General features: G+C 41.5%; 16 protein-coding genes. 13 read left to right on the top strand and 3 right to left on the bottom strand.

The annotated features are described in order from the left end of the window. Positions 1-1,533 precede the first annotated feature (1,533 nt). The 3 genes from RS130_RS01255 to RS130_RS01245 all read left to right on the top strand — a co-directional run bounded on the left by RS130_RS01255 (position 1,534) and on the right by RS130_RS01245 (position 3,832). The gene (locus tag RS130_RS01255) at positions 1,534-1,830 is read left to right on the top strand and encodes an addiction module protein (RefSeq protein ID WP_316024436.1); all 297 of its coding nucleotides are present in this window, start codon (positions 1,534-1,536) and stop codon (positions 1,828-1,830) included. Continuing rightward, positions 1,827-2,123 carry a type II toxin-antitoxin system RelE/ParE family toxin gene (locus tag RS130_RS01250; RefSeq protein ID WP_316024435.1) on the top strand — a complete coding sequence of 99 codons (297 nt, stop codon included), beginning with the start codon at positions 1,827-1,829 and terminating at the stop codon, positions 2,121-2,123. Before RS130_RS01255 ends, RS130_RS01250 begins: the two co-directional genes overlap by 4 nt. 1,196 nt (positions 2,124-3,319) lie before the next feature. Then, complete coding sequence (locus RS130_RS01245) at positions 3,320-3,832, top strand: GNAT family N-acetyltransferase (RefSeq protein ID WP_316024434.1); 513 nt, start codon at positions 3,320-3,322, stop codon at positions 3,830-3,832. A gap of 617 nt (positions 3,833-4,449) precedes the next feature. On the opposite strand, the gene RS130_RS01240 is transcribed toward RS130_RS01245, so the two are convergent. From RS130_RS01240 to RS130_RS01230, 3 genes are read right to left on the bottom strand one after another with little or no spacing between them, the layout of a single operon-like run. Next, positions 4,450-4,872: a hypothetical protein gene (locus RS130_RS01240; RefSeq protein WP_316024433.1), complete on the bottom strand. Its 423-nt coding sequence runs from the start codon at positions 4,870-4,872 to the stop codon at positions 4,450-4,452. Positions 4,873-4,894: 22 nt separating this feature from the next. After that, positions 4,895-5,863 (bottom strand): sulfatase-like hydrolase/transferase, encoded by a 969-nt coding sequence (locus RS130_RS01235; RefSeq protein ID WP_316024432.1) that lies wholly within the window; start codon positions 5,861-5,863, stop codon positions 4,895-4,897. A 23-nt stretch (positions 5,864-5,886) separates the two neighbouring features. Next, complete coding sequence (locus RS130_RS01230) at positions 5,887-7,152, bottom strand: LamG domain-containing protein (protein ID WP_316024431.1); 1,266 nt, start codon at positions 7,150-7,152, stop codon at positions 5,887-5,889. A 415-nt stretch (positions 7,153-7,567) separates the two neighbouring features. On the opposite strand from RS130_RS01230, the gene RS130_RS01225 reads away from it, so the two are divergent. From RS130_RS01225 to RS130_RS01180, 10 genes are all read left to right on the top strand, one after another. Next, complete coding sequence (locus RS130_RS01225) at positions 7,568-9,346, top strand: aminotransferase class III-fold pyridoxal phosphate-dependent enzyme (RefSeq protein ID WP_316024430.1); 1,779 nt, start codon at positions 7,568-7,570, stop codon at positions 9,344-9,346. Between the two features lies 1 nt (position 9,347). After that, the gene (locus RS130_RS01220; protein ID WP_316024429.1) at positions 9,348-10,451 is read left to right on the top strand and encodes a PHP domain-containing protein; all 1,104 of its coding nucleotides are present in this window, start codon (positions 9,348-9,350) and stop codon (positions 10,449-10,451) included. A gap of 11 nt (positions 10,452-10,462) precedes the next feature. Continuing rightward, on the top strand, positions 10,463-12,055 hold the full coding sequence (locus RS130_RS01215; protein WP_316024428.1) for a glycosyltransferase: 1,593 nt from the start codon (positions 10,463-10,465) through the stop codon (positions 12,053-12,055). Between the two features lie 2 nt (positions 12,056-12,057). Continuing rightward, entirely contained in the window at positions 12,058-12,255 is a 198-nt protein-coding gene (locus RS130_RS01210) for a hypothetical protein (protein ID WP_316024427.1), read from the top strand. Further along, a complete protein-coding gene (gene asd / locus RS130_RS01205; RefSeq protein ID WP_316024426.1) occupies positions 12,227-12,934 on the top strand; it encodes an archaetidylserine decarboxylase in 708 nt (235 codons plus the stop codon). Before RS130_RS01210 ends, asd begins: the two co-directional genes overlap by 29 nt. 21 nt (positions 12,935-12,955) lie before the next feature. Beyond that, a complete protein-coding gene (locus tag RS130_RS01200) occupies positions 12,956-13,585 on the top strand; it encodes a hypothetical protein (protein WP_316024425.1) in 630 nt (209 codons plus the stop codon). Positions 13,586-13,979: 394 nt separating this feature from the next. Then, a complete protein-coding gene (locus RS130_RS01195; RefSeq protein WP_316024424.1) occupies positions 13,980-14,285 on the top strand; it encodes a DUF1244 domain-containing protein in 306 nt (101 codons plus the stop codon). A 238-nt stretch (positions 14,286-14,523) separates the two neighbouring features. Further along, positions 14,524-15,219, top strand: a complete 696-nt coding sequence (locus RS130_RS01190) for an ABC transporter ATP-binding protein (protein WP_316024423.1) — start codon at positions 14,524-14,526, stop codon at positions 15,217-15,219. A 21-nt stretch (positions 15,220-15,240) separates the two neighbouring features. Then, a complete protein-coding gene (locus tag RS130_RS01185) occupies positions 15,241-16,239 on the top strand; it encodes an HlyD family secretion protein (RefSeq protein WP_316024422.1) in 999 nt (332 codons plus the stop codon). Continuing rightward, the gene (locus RS130_RS01180) at positions 16,232-17,086 is read left to right on the top strand and encodes an HlyD family secretion protein (protein WP_316024421.1); all 855 of its coding nucleotides are present in this window, start codon (positions 16,232-16,234) and stop codon (positions 17,084-17,086) included. Before RS130_RS01185 ends, RS130_RS01180 begins: the two co-directional genes overlap by 8 nt. Positions 17,087-17,122: the final 36 nt, after the last annotated feature.

The raw sequence follows: 17,122 nt of genomic DNA, 5'->3' as shown, positions 1-17,122 counted from the left end.
ACGGGCTTCGACAGACACTGCAGAACTAGCGGGATAGGTTAGTTCAAAACTGAGTTACCTTTTCGGTTTAGAATTAACATGGGCGTCCTGATAAGCAATAATTGAAATAGTTCATTAAAAAACACTCTAATATCACTCTGGTCATTCCGGTATGCTTTTTAGCCGGAATCCATGCCTTTAGTGTATTACCCTACGGTCATAAACCTACCCATAAAACTAGAGGGGCTTGGAAAATTACTGTGGTCAGGGAAACATATTTTCTATGGCGGATGTCAGTTCGGCAGTTAGATCAAAAGGCTGGATTCCTGCTAACGACATGCAGGAATGACGGGCTTTGACCGTAATTTTACAATCAGAGGGGCTGATTCCGTGTAAAGTTGAGCATCCAAGTGTAATAGAGCTTCCACAATTGAGACACCCATAAAACAGCTTCCACAATTGAGACACCCATAAAACTACAGAGATAACGTGGGTGTCCTGATAAGCGTACATCCTGATAAGCGTACAAAAAGCCATACCAACACATTGCATGTTAGGCGGGCGTGAGTTTTGCTGGATACAATTTCGCTCTTTTCAATGTTATGATTTAGGCTCAACAGGAGATTTGAATATGGCTCACTTGCAGAAAGGTATAGTAGATGACGCATTAGCTCTTCCTACGAACGAACGAATCGCATTGGTTGAAAGGCTCTTAGAAAGTTTGAGTTCCAATTAAGACACCCATGAAATCAGCCTCGCTCCGATAGATGTCTGGAAGCTAAGAAAATCGCCTAATTTATTTCATTTCAATTCTATGGCTTGCGCTGTGTAGCCTAGCGGTTATGTCCTATAAGATGAATGCTTGTACGGGTCTTTAGTGGATAAATGCTGGATCCCTGTTAACAGCATGCAGGGATGACGGGCTTTGACAGACACTGCAGAACTACCGGGATAGGTTAGTTCAAAACTGAGTGACCTTTTCGGTTTAGAATTAACATGGGCGTCCTGATAAGCATGCAGGGATGACGGGCTTCGACAGACACTGCAGAACTAGCGGGATAGGTTAGTTCAAAACTGAGTTACCTTTTCGGTTTAGAATTAACATGGGCGTCCTGATAAGCAATAATTGAAATAGTTCATTAAAAAACACTCTAATATCACTCTGGTCATTCCGGTATGCTTTTTAGCCGGAATCCATGCCTTTAGTGTATTACCCTACGGTCATAAACCTACCCATAAAACTAGAGGGGCTTGGAAAATTACTGTGGTCAGGGAAACATATTTTCTATGGCGGATGTCAGTTCGGCAGTTAGATCAAAAGGCTGGATTCCTGCTAACGACATGCAGGAATGACGGGCTTTGACCGTAATTTTACAATCAGAGGGGCTGATTCCGTGTAAAGTTGAGCATCCAAGTGTAATAGAGCTTCCACAATTGAGACACCCATAAAACAGCTTCCACAATTGAGACACCCATAAAACTACAGAGATAACGTGGGTGTCCTGATAAGCGTACATCCTGATAAGCGTACAAAAAGCCATACCAACACATTGCATGTTAGGCGGGCGTGAGTTTTGCTGGATACAATTTCGCTCTTTTCAATGTTATGATTTAGGCTCAACAGGAGATTTGAATATGGCTCACTTGCAGAAAGGTATAGTAGATGACGCATTAGCTCTTCCTACGAACGAACGAATCGCATTGGTTGAAAGGCTCTTAGAAAGTTTGGACGCCCCGAATAATGAGGTCAATGCGATATGGTCCAAAGAAGGGGATCAACGTGTTCAAGCGTATGAAAACAACCAAATTGGGTCAAAGCCAGTTTCTGAAGTTCTTCAAAAGTATAAATGAGTATAGAATTTTTAGAAATTGCAGAAACAGAATTGGATGATGCTTTTGCATATTACGAAGATATCTATCAAGGCCTTGGGAAAAGGTTTATTCTAGAAGTTGAATCAACGATTAATAGAATTAAGCAAAATCCAATTGCTTGGCAAGAATCAGGTAAATTTACGCACCGTTGTTTGCTAAACCGTTTCCCATATTCAATTATTTATCAAATCAGAAGTAACTTGATCTTAATAGTAGCAGTTGCATGCAATCACCAAAAACCCAACTACTGGATTGAGCGAATTGAAAACTAATCGGGTAACCGGACGTATCTAGTCTCCAGCCCCGACAATACCCTGCACGCGGCTCCGCCACGACTCTTGATGACAACCTTTATAAGGTTCACTTTTATGGAGGTCTTGATAAAGGGCCGGTGTCTGGAAGCTAAGAAAATCGCCTAATTTATTTCATTTCAATTTTATGGTTTGAGTTGTGTCGCTCAGTAGTTTTGCCCTATGAGGTGAATGTTTGTTCGGATTGTTTAGGGGGATAAATGCTGGATCCCTGCTAACAGCATGCAGGGATGACGGGCGTTGACGGCCACTGCAGAACTAGCGGGATAGGTTAGTTCAAAACTGAGTGACCTTTTCGGTTTAGAATTAACATGGGTGTCCTGATAAGCGGAATTAACATGGGTGTCCTGATAAGCTCAGCTAAGATTATCGTATAACCGCTTAAGGTAAGGGAAATAATGGGCTATAAAATGGCAGTCAAATCACTGTCAGGGTAGAGGCTGGCCTGCTGATTGAAAAACAAGATGAAGAGTCGAGAATATGATGACCGGTGCCGTGTTTAACATGAAAATATCGCCCATAGTGGCAGATGTGTATGCGAATAAACTTGCCCTTGATACAAGATCCACTATTCCTTTCAAATACAAATTCCATTAGCATAAACAATACCAATAAATTTAAGGTCAAGGTCTCGGCTTTGTCCAACAAGGTGATTATTCGTCACATACTACGTGCCGTATAATCACTAAGTAGTTATACCCCTATAGGAATTGATGTATAAATTTGAAAAAAAACGCAAAGGTTTTAGGCGAAAAAGAGAACTCGTTTTTCCAGAAAATGTTTTACGTTTGGACTATATAAATTTGCCAAAGCCTCAAGTGCGTAATTTGTTAAGGAGAACGGTTTCCGCTGAGAGTAGATCTCGTAAGCTTCATAACAATATGTGGCTAAAGCCTTACCGTTTTAGGCTCAGAAGACGTAGATTGGAGTTGGCTGAATATTATAAAAGTATAGGGGGCGGTAAGTCCGCTTCTTTTTAAGCAAGAGTTACCACCTTCATTCAACTGGCCGGGTCTTATTCGGTTAATAGAAACTAAGCCTTATGAGCATTTACTCATTACCGCGGTATAACAAAAAAAGCTTGGTGGAACGGCTACTCGCTGCATTCGGCAAAACGCTAGAAGCCGCTCCAAATTTAATGCGTTATACGCAAATGAATGAACATGATAAGAACTATAGAATTAACAGATGCTCGTGGCCTCTCCCAATACCTCACAGCCAATAAAACACATTTTGAGCCGTGGGAACCAATAAGAGAATCGACTTTTTATTCAGAAAAGTGTTGTTCTGAGCACATCTATAATATTTTAAATACGACATCATCAACGTTATTTGTTTTTGTATCAGACCGCAAAATTTTAGGCCATTGTGAATTGAGCCAAATTGTATATGGCCCGTTTCAGGCTTGTTACATGGGCTATGGCGTGTCAAAAGAGTTTGAAGGTAAAGGTGTCGGATACGAGCTTTGTTCGTATGCCATAGAGTATGCCTTTTCTAGGCTAAAGCTACATCGCATAATGGCTAATTACATGCCATCAAACCATCGTTCTGGTAGGCTGCTAAAGCGCTTAGGCTTCAGAAAGGAGGGTCTTGCGTTAGAGTACTTAAAAATAGCGGGTGCTTGGGAAGATCACATCTTAACTTCTCTCATTAATCCAAATTGCGTATAATAAATAAGGATAGGTCGCGCGAAGCCGCGACTTAATCCTATTGTTGGACAAGCCCGGTGTTGAAGTTTTCTGCTTATATAGTAGATATATCGATGAGGGGTAAAGAGTTCCAATTAAGACACCCATGAAATCAGCCTCGCTCCGATAGATGTCTGGAAGCTAAGAAAATCGCCTAATTTATTTCATTTCAATTCTATGGCTTGCGCTGTGTAGCCTAGCGGTTATGTCCTATAAGATGAATGCTTGTACGGGTCTTTAGTGGATAAATGCTGGATCCCTGTTAACAGCATGCAGGGATGACGGGCTTTGACAGACATTGCAGAACTACCGGGATAGGTTAGTTCAAAACTGAGTTACCTTTTCGGTTTAGAATTAACATGGGTGTCCTGATAAAGGGTTTAGAATTAACATGGGTGTCCTGATAAAGGGCTTCCTGATAAAAGGCTAGAATTAACATGGGTGTCCTTGTAAAGGGCGCTGATAAAGGGCGTCTTGATAAAAGGTTCTAGATAAAAAGGTCGCGGGTGTTTAAAAAATAGAAATCTAATAGATAAAAATAAATATGCCGCTCGTCTAGAGAGAGCGGCATGGTGGGTTTTCATAAGCGTGAATCGTACTTAATGTCTACCTTTGGGGGCACCTCGGTAAGCGGCTTTGATGTGTTTTTCTCGTTCTGCTTCTTCTTTTGCAACGTTGGGTAAATGGGCATCTGGCCATAAGGCGTTGATCATTTGCTTATTCCAACCGTTAAATAAGCTCTTTAACTCGGCTGTTTTTTGAGGTTTTTCAATCGCTAGATTAATGCGCTCAAGTGGGTCATTTACCATGTCGAATAAAAAGGTTTGGTCTTTATAAGCGGACATTACCAATTTGTAGTCGCCATGACGCACGGCATAGCCCGCCCCGTCTGAATAACGCCAAAATAAAGTATCGTGAGGGGCACTGTTGTTCTTGCCAGTTAAATAAGGCATTAAATTCACCCCATCTAAAGGTTTACCTGAGGTTAAGTTGACGCCCGCAGCAGCTAGGGCAGTAGGCAATATGTCTAGAGTTGAAACAGGCTTATTGTAACGTTGGCCAGCAGCAATTTTTCCATAGCCAGCTAATAGTGAAAGGAACGCGAATACCGCCTTCGAATAACATACCTTTGTGGCCTCGATATGGCGCACTGCTAGCTCCGTGTAAATGGCCTCCATTGTCGCTGGCAAATACTATTAACGTGTTGTCGTATAGGCCTTGTTGCTTGAGAGTTGCAATTATTTGACCGATACCGTAATCCATACCACTGACAATGGCGGCATACACTGCGCGCTTACCGTCTTCAATATGTTCACTGTATTTTAAGTACTTTTGCGGTGCATGAGCTGGCATGTGCGGCGCGTTGTAAGCCAAATATATAAAGAAAGGTTTGTCTTTATTGTTTTGAATGAACTTTACACCGGCGTTGGTAAAATCGTCGGTTAAATAACTAAGCTTACTAGCAGGCACTGGCACTCCATTTTCTAGCACTCCAGAGGTAGCAATTTTAGCTTTTTTAGGTGTGCCCCAAAAACTCATCCCTCCAGCAGAAAACCCGAACCAATAATCAAACCCTCGGTTGGTTGGCCAGAATTTTTGATGGTCACCTAAGTGCCATTTGCCAATCGCAGCGGTAGTGTAACCTGCATGTTTAAATTCATCAGCCATGGTTTTTTCGTCTATTGGCAAGCCAATATTTTCGTCATGGGAGAATTCTGGGTTATTTTCGTGGCCGAATCGTTGCTGATAGCGGCCCGTCAATAAACCCGCACGACTGGGGCTACAGTATGGATGGGAAACATAGCCTTGCTCGAATACTGTGCCATCTGCAGCCAGTTTATCAAGGTTAGGGGTGAGAACATCCTGTGCGCCGTTAAACCCCGCATCGCCCCAACCTTGGTCGTCAGAATAAATCACTATGACATTTGGTTTGCTGGCAGCTAAAACCGGTTGTACCAGCAATCCAACGATGGCGGTGAAGTATAGCGTAGCTAATTTTAATATAGTTCTCATAACCTAAGCCTTTCTGCTGATTGCTACTTAACGTTAACACTCACTTTAACGGGTTTAGATGAAGCAATCTTTTGTTGGCTATTGCTTAGTAAGTGAATAGTCAATTGGCTGTTATCAAAATCCATAGCTTTAGTTAGTTTAATTTGATCGGCTAAATGGCCATAACCGGCTTTCAATTTAACGGTTTGACTATAGATGGATTGACTGTCTTTGGTTAATTCAATCAGTGCCGTTACGTCTTCGTCAGTTTCATATAAGTAGGTGAACTGTAATGTATCGCGTACTAATTTAGTGGTTTTTACGGTGGCTGATTCAACAAAAATGTCGTCGGCTTTACCCACTCTTTCGAGTTGTTGCACTGCGTCTTTATCTACATCCACATAATAGTAAGAACGTACCCAGTCGTAATATGAAGTGTTAATTGAATTGTCGGCCAATTGCTCTGGGGTAGGTAAAGGGCGACCCCAATCGTAGGTTTCAGTTAGTAGTTGCATGCTCATAGGACGACTATAAGGTTTTTCTAATAAGCTGGTGTCTACTTGAATGCGACCAGCAAAGCCGTCGTTTAAGTAAAAATCCACTTCATTTTCATCTTTCCACCAAGCGGCGTATGTATTGAAGTTTTGCCACACTTCTTCACCTTTAGGCAGTTTATTGTTAAAGGCTTGCGTACCATCGCCCTCGGCTACATTTGCGCCTTTCGAAAAACGTGAACGTGAGCCTTTTTCGCAGCCGCTATACCAAACATGGGTGTTGTATTGCATGCCTTGCCTAAAGTTGGCGCCAAAGGCTTTGTCTATCACGCCGCCTACTGCCTCTACTATGTCTAGCTCCATTGACCAGCCGTCTCTTTCACAGTCTTGGCCAAGGTGGTTTTTGCCTTCAAAAGGCACATTTCGATTCGACAACCAAAAGGTCGTCGACATATTAATACGCGAAGCTTTAAAGCGAGATTCGTAAAATCCGTGATAAGCCGTTTGTCCGATAGACTGCACCGCACCACCTGAAATTGTGAATTTCTTATTGGGCTTCTCAAGCATTTTGTTGGTGATTTGCATATTGCCATTTTGTACTGACACAGTGGATGGATCGAACATTGCCGGAGGACGGCCTTTCCATGTACGGTGGTGATCAAGCCATTTTCGTTTATCTAAACTATTGCCGTTAAATTCATCAGAATAAGCATTGTTGATCACCCAGCGTTTGCCTAGTTCTGGCTCGGGTGGCTTGGCATAAGCTAGTGATGTGGTAAGCAGAGATGAAGTTAGTGCAAGCTTGATTAATTTCATTGTGTATTTCTCATATGGTATTAATTGTTTGTATATAAATTTGTGTTTGCCTGTTTAGTACAGTTAACGCAGGTATGTTATTAAGTTTACTATACGTTAACTGCTGTTTAATAAAAACACTGAATATTGTAAAGAAAAGTAAAGTGGATAGTTTTTGGTTAAATATGATTGAATTATTTTGTATGTAAATTTCAGGTTTGCTTTGTACTACCAGTATTGAGGCTCTATAAACGCTAGTAGTGTGGCCTGCGCTACCATCGTTGTTTTTCGTAGGTGTTCGACTGTTTAGCAAATGGGGGCAAAAATAGTTGCTTTCGGTAAAAATTTATCACTGTCATTAAACGGTCTCAAAACTGAAATAAATCGTTCAAAATCCCGTGGTAGCTTGTGGCAAACAAATTGACACAGCCTTAATATGTCGCAAAGTTACTTGGTCTACTTTATTTTAGTTTGTATCGCTCTTTACTTAGTAAAAAGAGTGGTGGTTCGTCTTCGTTTGTCGAAAGCTAAACATCCGTCTCTGCGAGGTCATAGCAAATGGTCTCGTCGTATCGCTGGTCAAATTCCATTTTTTGCGTACCAAGAGTCTGAGTATTTTAGTACCGATGGTGCTCCCGAACATATTGTTGAATCCAGAAGCGTTGCGTTTGATACACTAAAAAAGCAGATCCAAGACAGCAGTCCAAAAACACTGGCCCACAGTGAACCACTAGAAAACAGTATTTCAGATGTCAGGTTCACCAGCAATTATCGCATCCCATTTCCTTATCGAAATCAACTAAGCAAAGAATTCAAGCTGGGCTCTATTGCTGATCAAACACAAGGTTCAAAGATTAAAGACCTAGACGGTAATTGGCGTTATGACTTGTCTGGCTCCTACGGCGTAAATGTATTTGGTTACGATTTTTACAAAGATTGTATGGCCGAAGGGATGAAAATAGCCGGCAATCTAGGGCCCGTATTAGGAGCCTATCATCCGGTAATTGCTGAAAATGTTGAGATGATCAAGCAAGTGTCAGGGCTGGACGAGGTGTCTTTCCATATGTCTGGCACCGAAGCTGTGATGCAAGCTGTACGATTGGCGCGCTACCACACCGGTAAAACTCACTTAGTCAGACTATGTGGTGCTTATCATGGCTGGTGGGACGGTGTACAACCCGGTATCGGTAATAACCGTAAAACCAACGATGTGTATACGTTAAGCGATCTAAGTGATAACACCTTAGGCATTTTGGACAGTCGTGACGATATAGCTTGTGTGCTGATTAACCCGTTGCAGGCTTTTCATCCCAATTCAGACTCAGCTTCAGACGTGTCACTCATTGCCAGCGATAGGGCAGCAAACTTCGATAAACAGGCCTACATTCTATGGTTAGAGAAAATTCGAGCGGTGTGTACTAAGCGTAATATTGTATTGATTTTCGATGAGGTGTTTACCGGCTTTAGACTGAGTTACCGTGGAGCCCAAGGATTCTTTGGCATTCAAGCGGATCTTGTCACTTATGGCAAGACATTGGGTGGTGGTTACCCTGTGGGTGTGGTGGCAGGGACGCACAAACTGATGAAGCGATACAAAGATAATAAACCTGTCGATGTATCCTTTGCTCGTGGCACGTTTAATTCACATCCTTATGTCATGGGGGCAATGAACGCGTTTTTGACGCGAGTGAATAAACCTGAAATTCAAGCTATTTATCAATCATCTGAAGATGTTTGGAACAACAGAGTGAGTTTGCTTAACCAGCGTTTGGATGCAGCAAAGCTGCCGCTAAAAATAGTCAATATGCACTCTATATTATCCGTTATTTACACTCGTCCTAGCCGTTATAACTGGATGTTTCAATTCTATTTGCGCAACGCTGGATTAGAGTTGAGTTGGACGGGGACCGGCAGATTTATCATGAATCTGAGTTATACCGATGAAGAGTTTGCTGAGGTAATCGACAGAATCGTTACCGCTGCCCAACAGATGGAAAAAGACGGTTGGTGGTGGTCATCTCCCACCTTAACCAATAAAGCTATTAAACAGCAATTTTTAAGTGACATGTTGTCAGCTAAGTTTCCTCTACTAGCGCCGTTTTTGTCTAAACCTCTAAGTAAACACTCAGCACATGTCACTGCTACGTCAGCACCGATTAGTTCATCAGAGCAACTAAACGCTGCACCTGAAAACCCAATTCAAAAGGCTGGATAAAATGTTACTGAAAACTAATCACCCAGTAAATAATGAGTTTCGTCAATCCTTGCAGGCAGAGTTTGGCGGTTTCATCCAGCAGCAAAGTCAGCGCTTTGATCGCAGAGATTGTCTTAGAATAGATTTTCATTGCCATGATCATAATAGTGATGTACCTGATGAGTTGTGGGGACGGATTCTACGCCTACCAGAGACATGGTTGAAAACTAAAAAACTAGTAAAGTTGTTAAAAGAAAACGGCAGTGATGTTTACACCGTGACAAATCACAATAATGCGCGTTCTTGTTGGGATTTAATTGATCAAGGCATTGACGTACTCGTGGCTGCAGAGTTCACCTGTTTCTTCCCAGAGTACGATTTGTTTATTCACGTTTTAACTTATGGTTTTAGTAAAGAGCAAGAAATAGTGCTCAACAAAAAGCGTCAAAACATATACGAATTTTTACGATATACCGCCTCGGAAGACCTACCGGTTATTATGCCGCATCCTTTGTATTTTTATACGCGTAATGAAAAAATTGATCTTGGTTTGTTCGAAAAGTTAGCTTGTTTGTTTCAACGTTTTGAAGTATTAAACGGACAACGTGACTTGTGGCAAAGTGTGTTAACGCTTAATTGGGCGCAAAGTCTAACCCCAGAAAAAATTCAACGTTATGCTAAAAAGCATAATCTCAATCCGAGCGATTTTGCCGTTGACCCTAATCAACCCAAAGTACTTACCGGTGGCTCTGACGACCACACTGGTATTTTTGCAGGGCAATGTGGTTCATATTTATATATTGAAAATTTACAAGAACGATTAAAGACAGCCAAGCCTTCTGAACTCGCTTTAGAAGCCATTAAGGCTGGCAATATCGCTCCTTACGGTCAAATTGGTGAAAACCAAAAACTCAACATTGCATTGCTCGATTACTTTGCTCAAGTGGCCACTAAAATAAAAGATCCGGGTATGTTCCGTATTTTACTGCACAGGGGCAGCACTTGGGACAAGGTTGGCTGTTTTGTCGTGAGCAACTTGTTACTTGAAATGCAAAAGCATAAGAAGACCATGAAGTTTTCTCTTTTGTGCATGATGCATTGCAAGGCAAAAAACCGAATAAATTGATCAAGTGGCAGGTGTCAAAAGATTATAAATTTTGTATTAATCAATTGGAAATGATCGCGGACAGCAAAAAATCCTCGCCTGAAGAGTTTAGCAATACGGTTAATCACGCTATCAATGACTTGTTCTCACATTTAAATAAGTTAATTGCTACCCGTATTGAAAACGCTTTAAAAGAAAATAACGGTTTTCAGCTTGATAGTTTTTCCACTGAGGAAATCACTCGTAAATTTGAGATCCCTAGTCAATTGACAGCACTATTTTTTGGTGATGGAAAACGCCAAGACAATATGAGCAACGTGCGCGTTGAAAAACTACTGGATAACCTCTCGTTTCCACTCTTGATCAGTCTAGTGTTAGCCGGCTCCACTTTAGCCTCTACCCGAGTGTTATATCAAAATAGAGAATTGCTAAATCAATTTGCTGGGCATTTAGGTAAAAATCAACACTCGAATCGAGCCCTGTATTTAACCGATACCTTGTTGGACAAAAATGGTGTTTCCACCTCTTTGTCTGGCAAGTTAAAAGAAATCCAGCGAGCAGATTTACCAGTGGACTTCTTAATTTGTGACGCTTCAGCCGAATCGGCTCCACACCTACATGTAGTGCGGCCAATATCTGAATTTGATGTACAGCGTTACGGTGAACAAACTATACGTATTCCCGACTTAATGGAGATTGCTCGGATCTTTTACGAAGGTGGATACGATAGAGTCGTTTGTTCTACCGAAGGCCCGATGGCTGTTGTGTCATTGTTTATTCAACAGATGTTTAATGTACCAAGTTACTTCTTTATGCATACTGATTGGATTGATTTTATCAAGCACACAACCGACTTAAATCAACACGAAAGAGATCGCGTAAGGCGCTGGATGCGGGCTTTGTACAATCGCTATGACGGCGTGTTTGTACTGAATTCTGAGCATAAAGAATGGCTAACAGGTCACGAAATGGATCTGAAAGAAGAGTCGGTATTTTTGACCGCTCACCATACACAGCCAAGAGATCTTGGAGTGCACAAAATACCCAAGGCGAGTATTATTTCAGGCGCTACCGATAACACCCCAGTACTGTTTATTGCGTGCCGCATTAGTAAAGAAAAGGGCATTTTTGATTTGCCTGAAATTGTAGCAGCGGCTAAACAACACATTCCTGATTTGAAAATTGTAGTTGCTGGGTCTGGCCCCGCGACCGATGAGCTAAAGGCTGCGCTGCCCGAGGCAATCTTTTTGGGCTGGCAAACTAAAAAACAACTGGCCGAGTTGTATTTAAGCTTAGATTTGTTTGTATTTCCGTCTCGCTTCGATACCTTTGGCAACGTAATTTTAGAGGCTTTTGTGCACGGTATGCCTACCATTGCTTATAACTGCAAAGGTCCTAAAGATATTATTCAGCATCAACAAAATGGCTTCTTAGTTGAGAATATTCAGCAAATGAGCGAGCAAATTGTCACCTTTTTTGAGACCCCTTCGTTACGCAGCACTATGAGTCAGAAAGCCAGTGTTCGCGCGGCAGAATACCAAGCAGAACCTATCATGCAACAGTTTTTAACGGATATGGGATTAACCGTGCCAAGTCTGTATAACGACCAAAAAACGGTTGCTTAAACATGACCAGTCAAGTGCAAAAGTTAAACAAACGCGAACAGCTCAATTTCTTACTAACCAATCGTATTCCCAGACGTTACCTGACATTTTTTGTCGGCTGGCTAAGTCAAATAGAAAATCCATGGTTAGCTAAGTTCTTAATTTGGACCATGGTCTTTATTCGCAGAAGATTTGCGTTTAATCGATGCCAAAAAGCGTGATTTTAAAAGTTTAGGGGAATGTTTTACCCGTGAACTAAAAGATGGTTTGAGACCTATAACAACCGATCCAGACATAGTTACTAGTCCTTGCGATGCGATAGTAGGAGCGTGTGGAAAAGTCCAAGGCACAGAGGTTTTTCAGGCCAAAGGATTTCCTTATGAGCTCAGCGAACTCATTCCAAATTTGCATATCAATCATAAATATCGAAATGGTGTATTTATAACCTTGCGCCTGAAATCGAGCATGTATCACAGGTTTCATGCGCCAGTGGATTGTAAGGTCAATAAAGTCAGTTACATATCGGGTGATACATGGAACGTAAATCCAGTGGCGTTAAAACGAGTAGAAAAACTGTTTTGCAAAAATGAAAGGGCGGTGATCGAATTAAAAAATAATCATCCCACTAACAGTATCACTCTAGTGCCAGTAGCCGCCATTTTGGTGGCTAGTATGAAATTTAAGTTTCTAGCAGAAACATTAGATTTGAAGTATCGAGGGCCTAACGATATTGCTTGCGATGCGCAGTTCAAAAAAGGCGATGAAATGGGTTATTTCCAGCACGGTTCTACCATCATTTTGTTTGCCACTAGCAACTACCAGTTTTGCCAAGGAATTGAAACCGGTACTGCTATCAAGATGGGACAACCTCTGTTGTCTGGTCACTCAGATTCAAAATAACTTTAACCAATAGGTACCATTATGACTTTTCTAGAAGAACTACAAAAACAACGGTGGGATGACCACAGATATTATCACCACAATCGTATTAACCAGTTTTTGCATTTGCTAAGCGCTATGTGTTTCTTGGCGAGTTACGTGTTGGTGTTTTATTATCCAGCAGCAGCGGCTTTAGTGGGTTGGTTATTGGCCATGGTATTAAGACAAACCGGGCACTTTTTCTTTGAGCCACTCACTTACGATGAAGTGAACAAAGCGACCCACGAGTACAAAGAAAATGTAAAGGTAGGTTACAACTTAAGGCGTAAAGTGGTGTTGCTATCAATTTGGGCATTGGTACCTGTCGTCTTGTTTTTAGAGCCAAGCTTCTTTGGTGCTTTTCAACCCGCCACAGACTTTATGGGGTTTATCAATAACATGGCAATCATATGGTTATTTGTAGGCTTAGGGGCTATTGCATTTAGAACGATTCATTTGTTCAAACTAATGGGTGTACAATCAGGTTTGGTGTGGTGCAGCAAAATTATTACTGACCCTTTCCACGATATTAAGATTTATCACAAATCGCCCTACTTTATTTTAAAAGGTGAAATGTACGACAACATGGACGACTGGTACGAAGAAGCGTCATTCGAAAATAAAGCCCTGTAATCTAAATTTTTCTTAAAGAAAAGAGAAGCTTTGCTTCTCTTTTTTGCGTTTATAGTAGAGTATTTTGTGTTTTACTTTTCTGTGCTGCCTGCGCTAGGTTAACGGTATTTAACAAGGAACAACCATTCCTGCACATCCTTGCCTTGTTCTGAATGCATAATTAATCTTAGTTCTGGATAAGATGTATCGTTTAAGCTAAGCAATCCAGCGCCACTAGGCACAAAAAGAGTGTTATCGAGAGGTTCTGCTTATCCAGGGGTCAGGATAGTTAGTTAAGGGCGTTGGTATTATTTATCAGGGAGGGGGATGATTTTTAAAAATATAGCCAAATATCCTCTTATCCAGTACAGGCAATTAATGCAAATTTAGCTTCCATTTTTAAACAGAGGTACAGATGAACGAACAACAAAAAATACAAGCAGAAGCGGCGGCTTTTAGGACCTTAGTTAAACATCTTGATGACAACAAAGATGTGCAGAATATCGATATTATGATTTTGGCTGACTTTTGTCGAAACTGTTTAGCCAAGTGGTACATGGCTGGAGTGAAAGAGCAAGGTTTGGAGATGGATTACGATCAAGCCAGAGAGGCGATTTACGGTATGCCTTTTAAAGAATGGAAAGAGAAATATCAATTACCAGCAACGGCTGAGCAATTGGCAGCATTTGATGCCAAGCAAGCTGGTAAAGGTTGCTCTTAAGTCTATACCTAGCAGATTTTGCTGAGCGTAATGACAACGACATATTTTGAAACACTATGCCTGTTTGTCCGTTAGGCTAAGCTAAACCTCTGTGGATTGCGTCAGCGAATAGACTTGGCTAAAGCATCGCAATGTAACTGACCTCATGTTCAGGTTAACTAGCCTCAACTGTGATTGCTACTTTAGTAGCATGGGGTTATGGTTACGATAATTTACAATTAACAAACATATTTTCAACATGTTAGAGCTTCGTCATATAGCCAAGTCGTTCGCTAATGGATCAGAAATTGTCCATGCCCTGAAAGACATCTCTTTGTCTATCCAAGAGAATGAGTTCGTCGCCTTTATGGGTAGTTCAGGATCGGGTAAATCTACATTAATGAATATATTGGGCTGTTTAGATACGCCCAATTCAGGTCAGTATTTTTTAAATAATCAAGACGTCGCAGCTATGCACGACGACACACTTTCCGCGATCCGCAATCAACACATTGGGTTTATCTTTCAGACTTTTCATTTATTACCAAAATTAACCGCGCTAGAAAACGTTAAGCTACCTTTGCGCTACGCTGACGTGTCAGACCAAGAAGCAGATAAACGGGGCAACGAATTATTAGATAAAGTGGGATTAGCCCATAGAAAATCCCATAAACCTTTCGAAATGTCTGGTGGACAACGGCAGCGCGTGGCGATTGCTCGCGCGCTCATCAATAAGCCAACGGTGGTGCTAGCTGATGAGCCAACAGGAAATCTAGATAGCAAAACCTCACTGGAAATAATGGCGCTGTTAACTGACCTACATAGTCAAGGGCAAACCATAGTGATGGTCACTCACGAAGATGATATTGCTACTTACGCGCAACGGGTGATCACTATGCGTGATGGTGAAGTACTAACCGACAGAGCCAATCCAGCAAGAGCGCTTAGGGTATAACTTTATAGATACGGAATGTTAGTGATGAATAATATCGTGGCAAAAATACTGTTGTTATATTGCGTTGTGGGTTCACATGTTACTTATGCTAAGCAAGTGAACTTGTTGACTGGCATTGTGGAGTCTGCCGAAAGTCAACTAGTCACAGCGCCTAAGTCAGATAACTGGCAAGTGCAAATACAGTGGATGGCTGACGAGGGCACCATAGTTAATAAAGGTGACTTGGTTGTTGTTTTTGACTCTGGCGGAATTCAAGCTGAAGTTGAACAAAGCGAAGAACAGTTGGAGATGGAAAAGCTCGAATTGCTACAAATCAAAATGAAATTACAACAGGCCGTTACCGAAGCTGAAGGGCGATTAAAGTTAGCCAAAATTATGGTCGACAAAACCCAAATACAAGCGTCTATTCCTGATGGTGAAATTAGTGCTTATGAGAAAGGTAAGCATGTCATCGCTTACGAAAAGGCGTTGGTCGAAAAAATTAAAGCGCAAGAGAGCTACAAGTTGCGCTTAGAAGAACAAAAAGTCGGTATTCAGAAGCAAAAGATTGAAATTATTAAACTAGAAGAAAGTATCGCCTATAAAACCGGTCAATTGTCGAACATGAGTGTGACTGCTAAAGTGACAGGCCCTGTGTCTTACATGATGCATCCTCATACCCATGAAAAAGTGGCGGCCGGTACTAATGTTCAAGTCAGCTGGAAGGTGTTGATGGTGCAAGCTCAATCCTCTTATCAAGTCAAAACCTGGGTGCATGAAATTGACGCCGCCCGAATTGATTTTGCTAACACTGATATTTTGCTGTCGTTAGATGCGTTTCCCGGTATGAAATACACAGGCAAAATATTGGGTATGTCTTCACAAGCGGAGCAAAAAAACGAATGGAGTAATAGCGCCTATTATGGTTTAGCCCTAGGATTTAATGAACAGGTGCAAAACAAAATTTATCCGGGTATGAGTGTTCGTGTTGAGCTAACCAGTAAGCAACCGACTTTATTGGGAGCGGCAAACAATGACTAAAAACTATTTAATTTGTTTGTTAGCCTGTGTGTATTTATCTGCATGCAATAGCCAAACAGAACACCACACAAAGAGCAAAACTCCTGTACTGAGCGCCCCCGCTGAACTTATCGCGTTAGACAATGCCACCTTAGGTCCACCCGTTGTGCGAAGGATGTGGCAATTCAAAATTCAGTCTATGACCCCCGAAAATACATATGTCAAAAAAGGTGATGTCATTTTGCAGTTTGATGGGCAGCAACTTAAGAATGACTTGATTGGCCGTAAAAGTCAGTTAAATGCAGAAATCAAAAGAGGCCAAACCAATACACTAGATGATGAATCGACTAAGCAGGATCTCGTACTTGCCTTAGCCGAGGCTGAAATGAATTTTGATATCGCTAGACGCAAAGTAGAAATAACTGATATTTCTCGATCTGAAATAGACAAAAAATTGCAATACGCTGACTTCTTATACCAACAAGAGAAATTAGCTCAGGCCAAACAAAAATTGGCTTATCATCAAGAAGCAACGTTGGTGAATAATCGTGTCTCGGCAGGCAGAGTGAAAAACCTCGCACAACGAGTAAAAAGCATGAGCGATGAAATGGAAAAGCTCACCGTTAAAGCACCAAAAGATGGCTTAGTCATGTACTTAGAAGACTGGAACGGCGAAAAAGCGGCAGTGGGTGAAACAGTTTATATGGGGCGGAGTTTAATTCAATTGCCGTCACTGGATAACGTGGCTTTGCAGGCTGAATTTTCAGAGCCAGACAGTGCCAAGCTCAGTGTAGGTCAGCCAGTGAAAGTGGTATTTGATGCGTTTCCAGAAATGTCCTATGCAGGCAGTATTGTACAGTTAGGCTAAGGCTTTTTATCCTAAATCGGTGCAAAACCCTGAAGT

Source organism: Paraglaciecola aquimarina (assembly GCF_032464635.1).
GTDB classification, from domain to species: domain Bacteria; phylum Pseudomonadota; class Gammaproteobacteria; order Enterobacterales; family Alteromonadaceae; genus Paraglaciecola; species Paraglaciecola aquimarina.
Note: the sequence above shows the minus strand (reverse complement) of the source record. Positions and strands in the feature narration are given on the sequence as shown.

Coding starts and splice junctions, on each gene's coding strand:
- RS130_RS01255 (WP_316024436.1), top strand. CDS start 1,534: ATGTTAGGCGGGCGTGAGTTTTGCTGGATACAATTTCGCTCTTTTCAA.
- RS130_RS01250 (WP_316024435.1), top strand. CDS start 1,827: ATGAGTATAGAATTTTTAGAAATTGCAGAAACAGAATTGGATGATGCT.
- RS130_RS01245 (WP_316024434.1), top strand. CDS start 3,320: ATGAACATGATAAGAACTATAGAATTAACAGATGCTCGTGGCCTCTCC.
- RS130_RS01235 (WP_316024432.1), bottom strand. CDS start 5,863: ATGAGAACTATATTAAAATTAGCTACGCTATACTTCACCGCCATCGTT.
- RS130_RS01230 (WP_316024431.1), bottom strand. CDS start 7,152: ATGAAATTAATCAAGCTTGCACTAACTTCATCTCTGCTTACCACATCA.
- RS130_RS01225 (WP_316024430.1), top strand. CDS start 7,568: ATGTCGCAAAGTTACTTGGTCTACTTTATTTTAGTTTGTATCGCTCTT.
- RS130_RS01220 (WP_316024429.1), top strand. CDS start 9,348: ATGTTACTGAAAACTAATCACCCAGTAAATAATGAGTTTCGTCAATCC.
- RS130_RS01210 (WP_316024427.1), top strand. CDS start 12,058: ATGACCAGTCAAGTGCAAAAGTTAAACAAACGCGAACAGCTCAATTTC.
- RS130_RS01200 (WP_316024425.1), top strand. CDS start 12,956: ATGACTTTTCTAGAAGAACTACAAAAACAACGGTGGGATGACCACAGA.
- RS130_RS01195 (WP_316024424.1), top strand. CDS start 13,980: ATGAACGAACAACAAAAAATACAAGCAGAAGCGGCGGCTTTTAGGACC.
- RS130_RS01190 (WP_316024423.1), top strand. CDS start 14,524: ATGTTAGAGCTTCGTCATATAGCCAAGTCGTTCGCTAATGGATCAGAA.
- RS130_RS01180 (WP_316024421.1), top strand. CDS start 16,232: ATGACTAAAAACTATTTAATTTGTTTGTTAGCCTGTGTGTATTTATCT.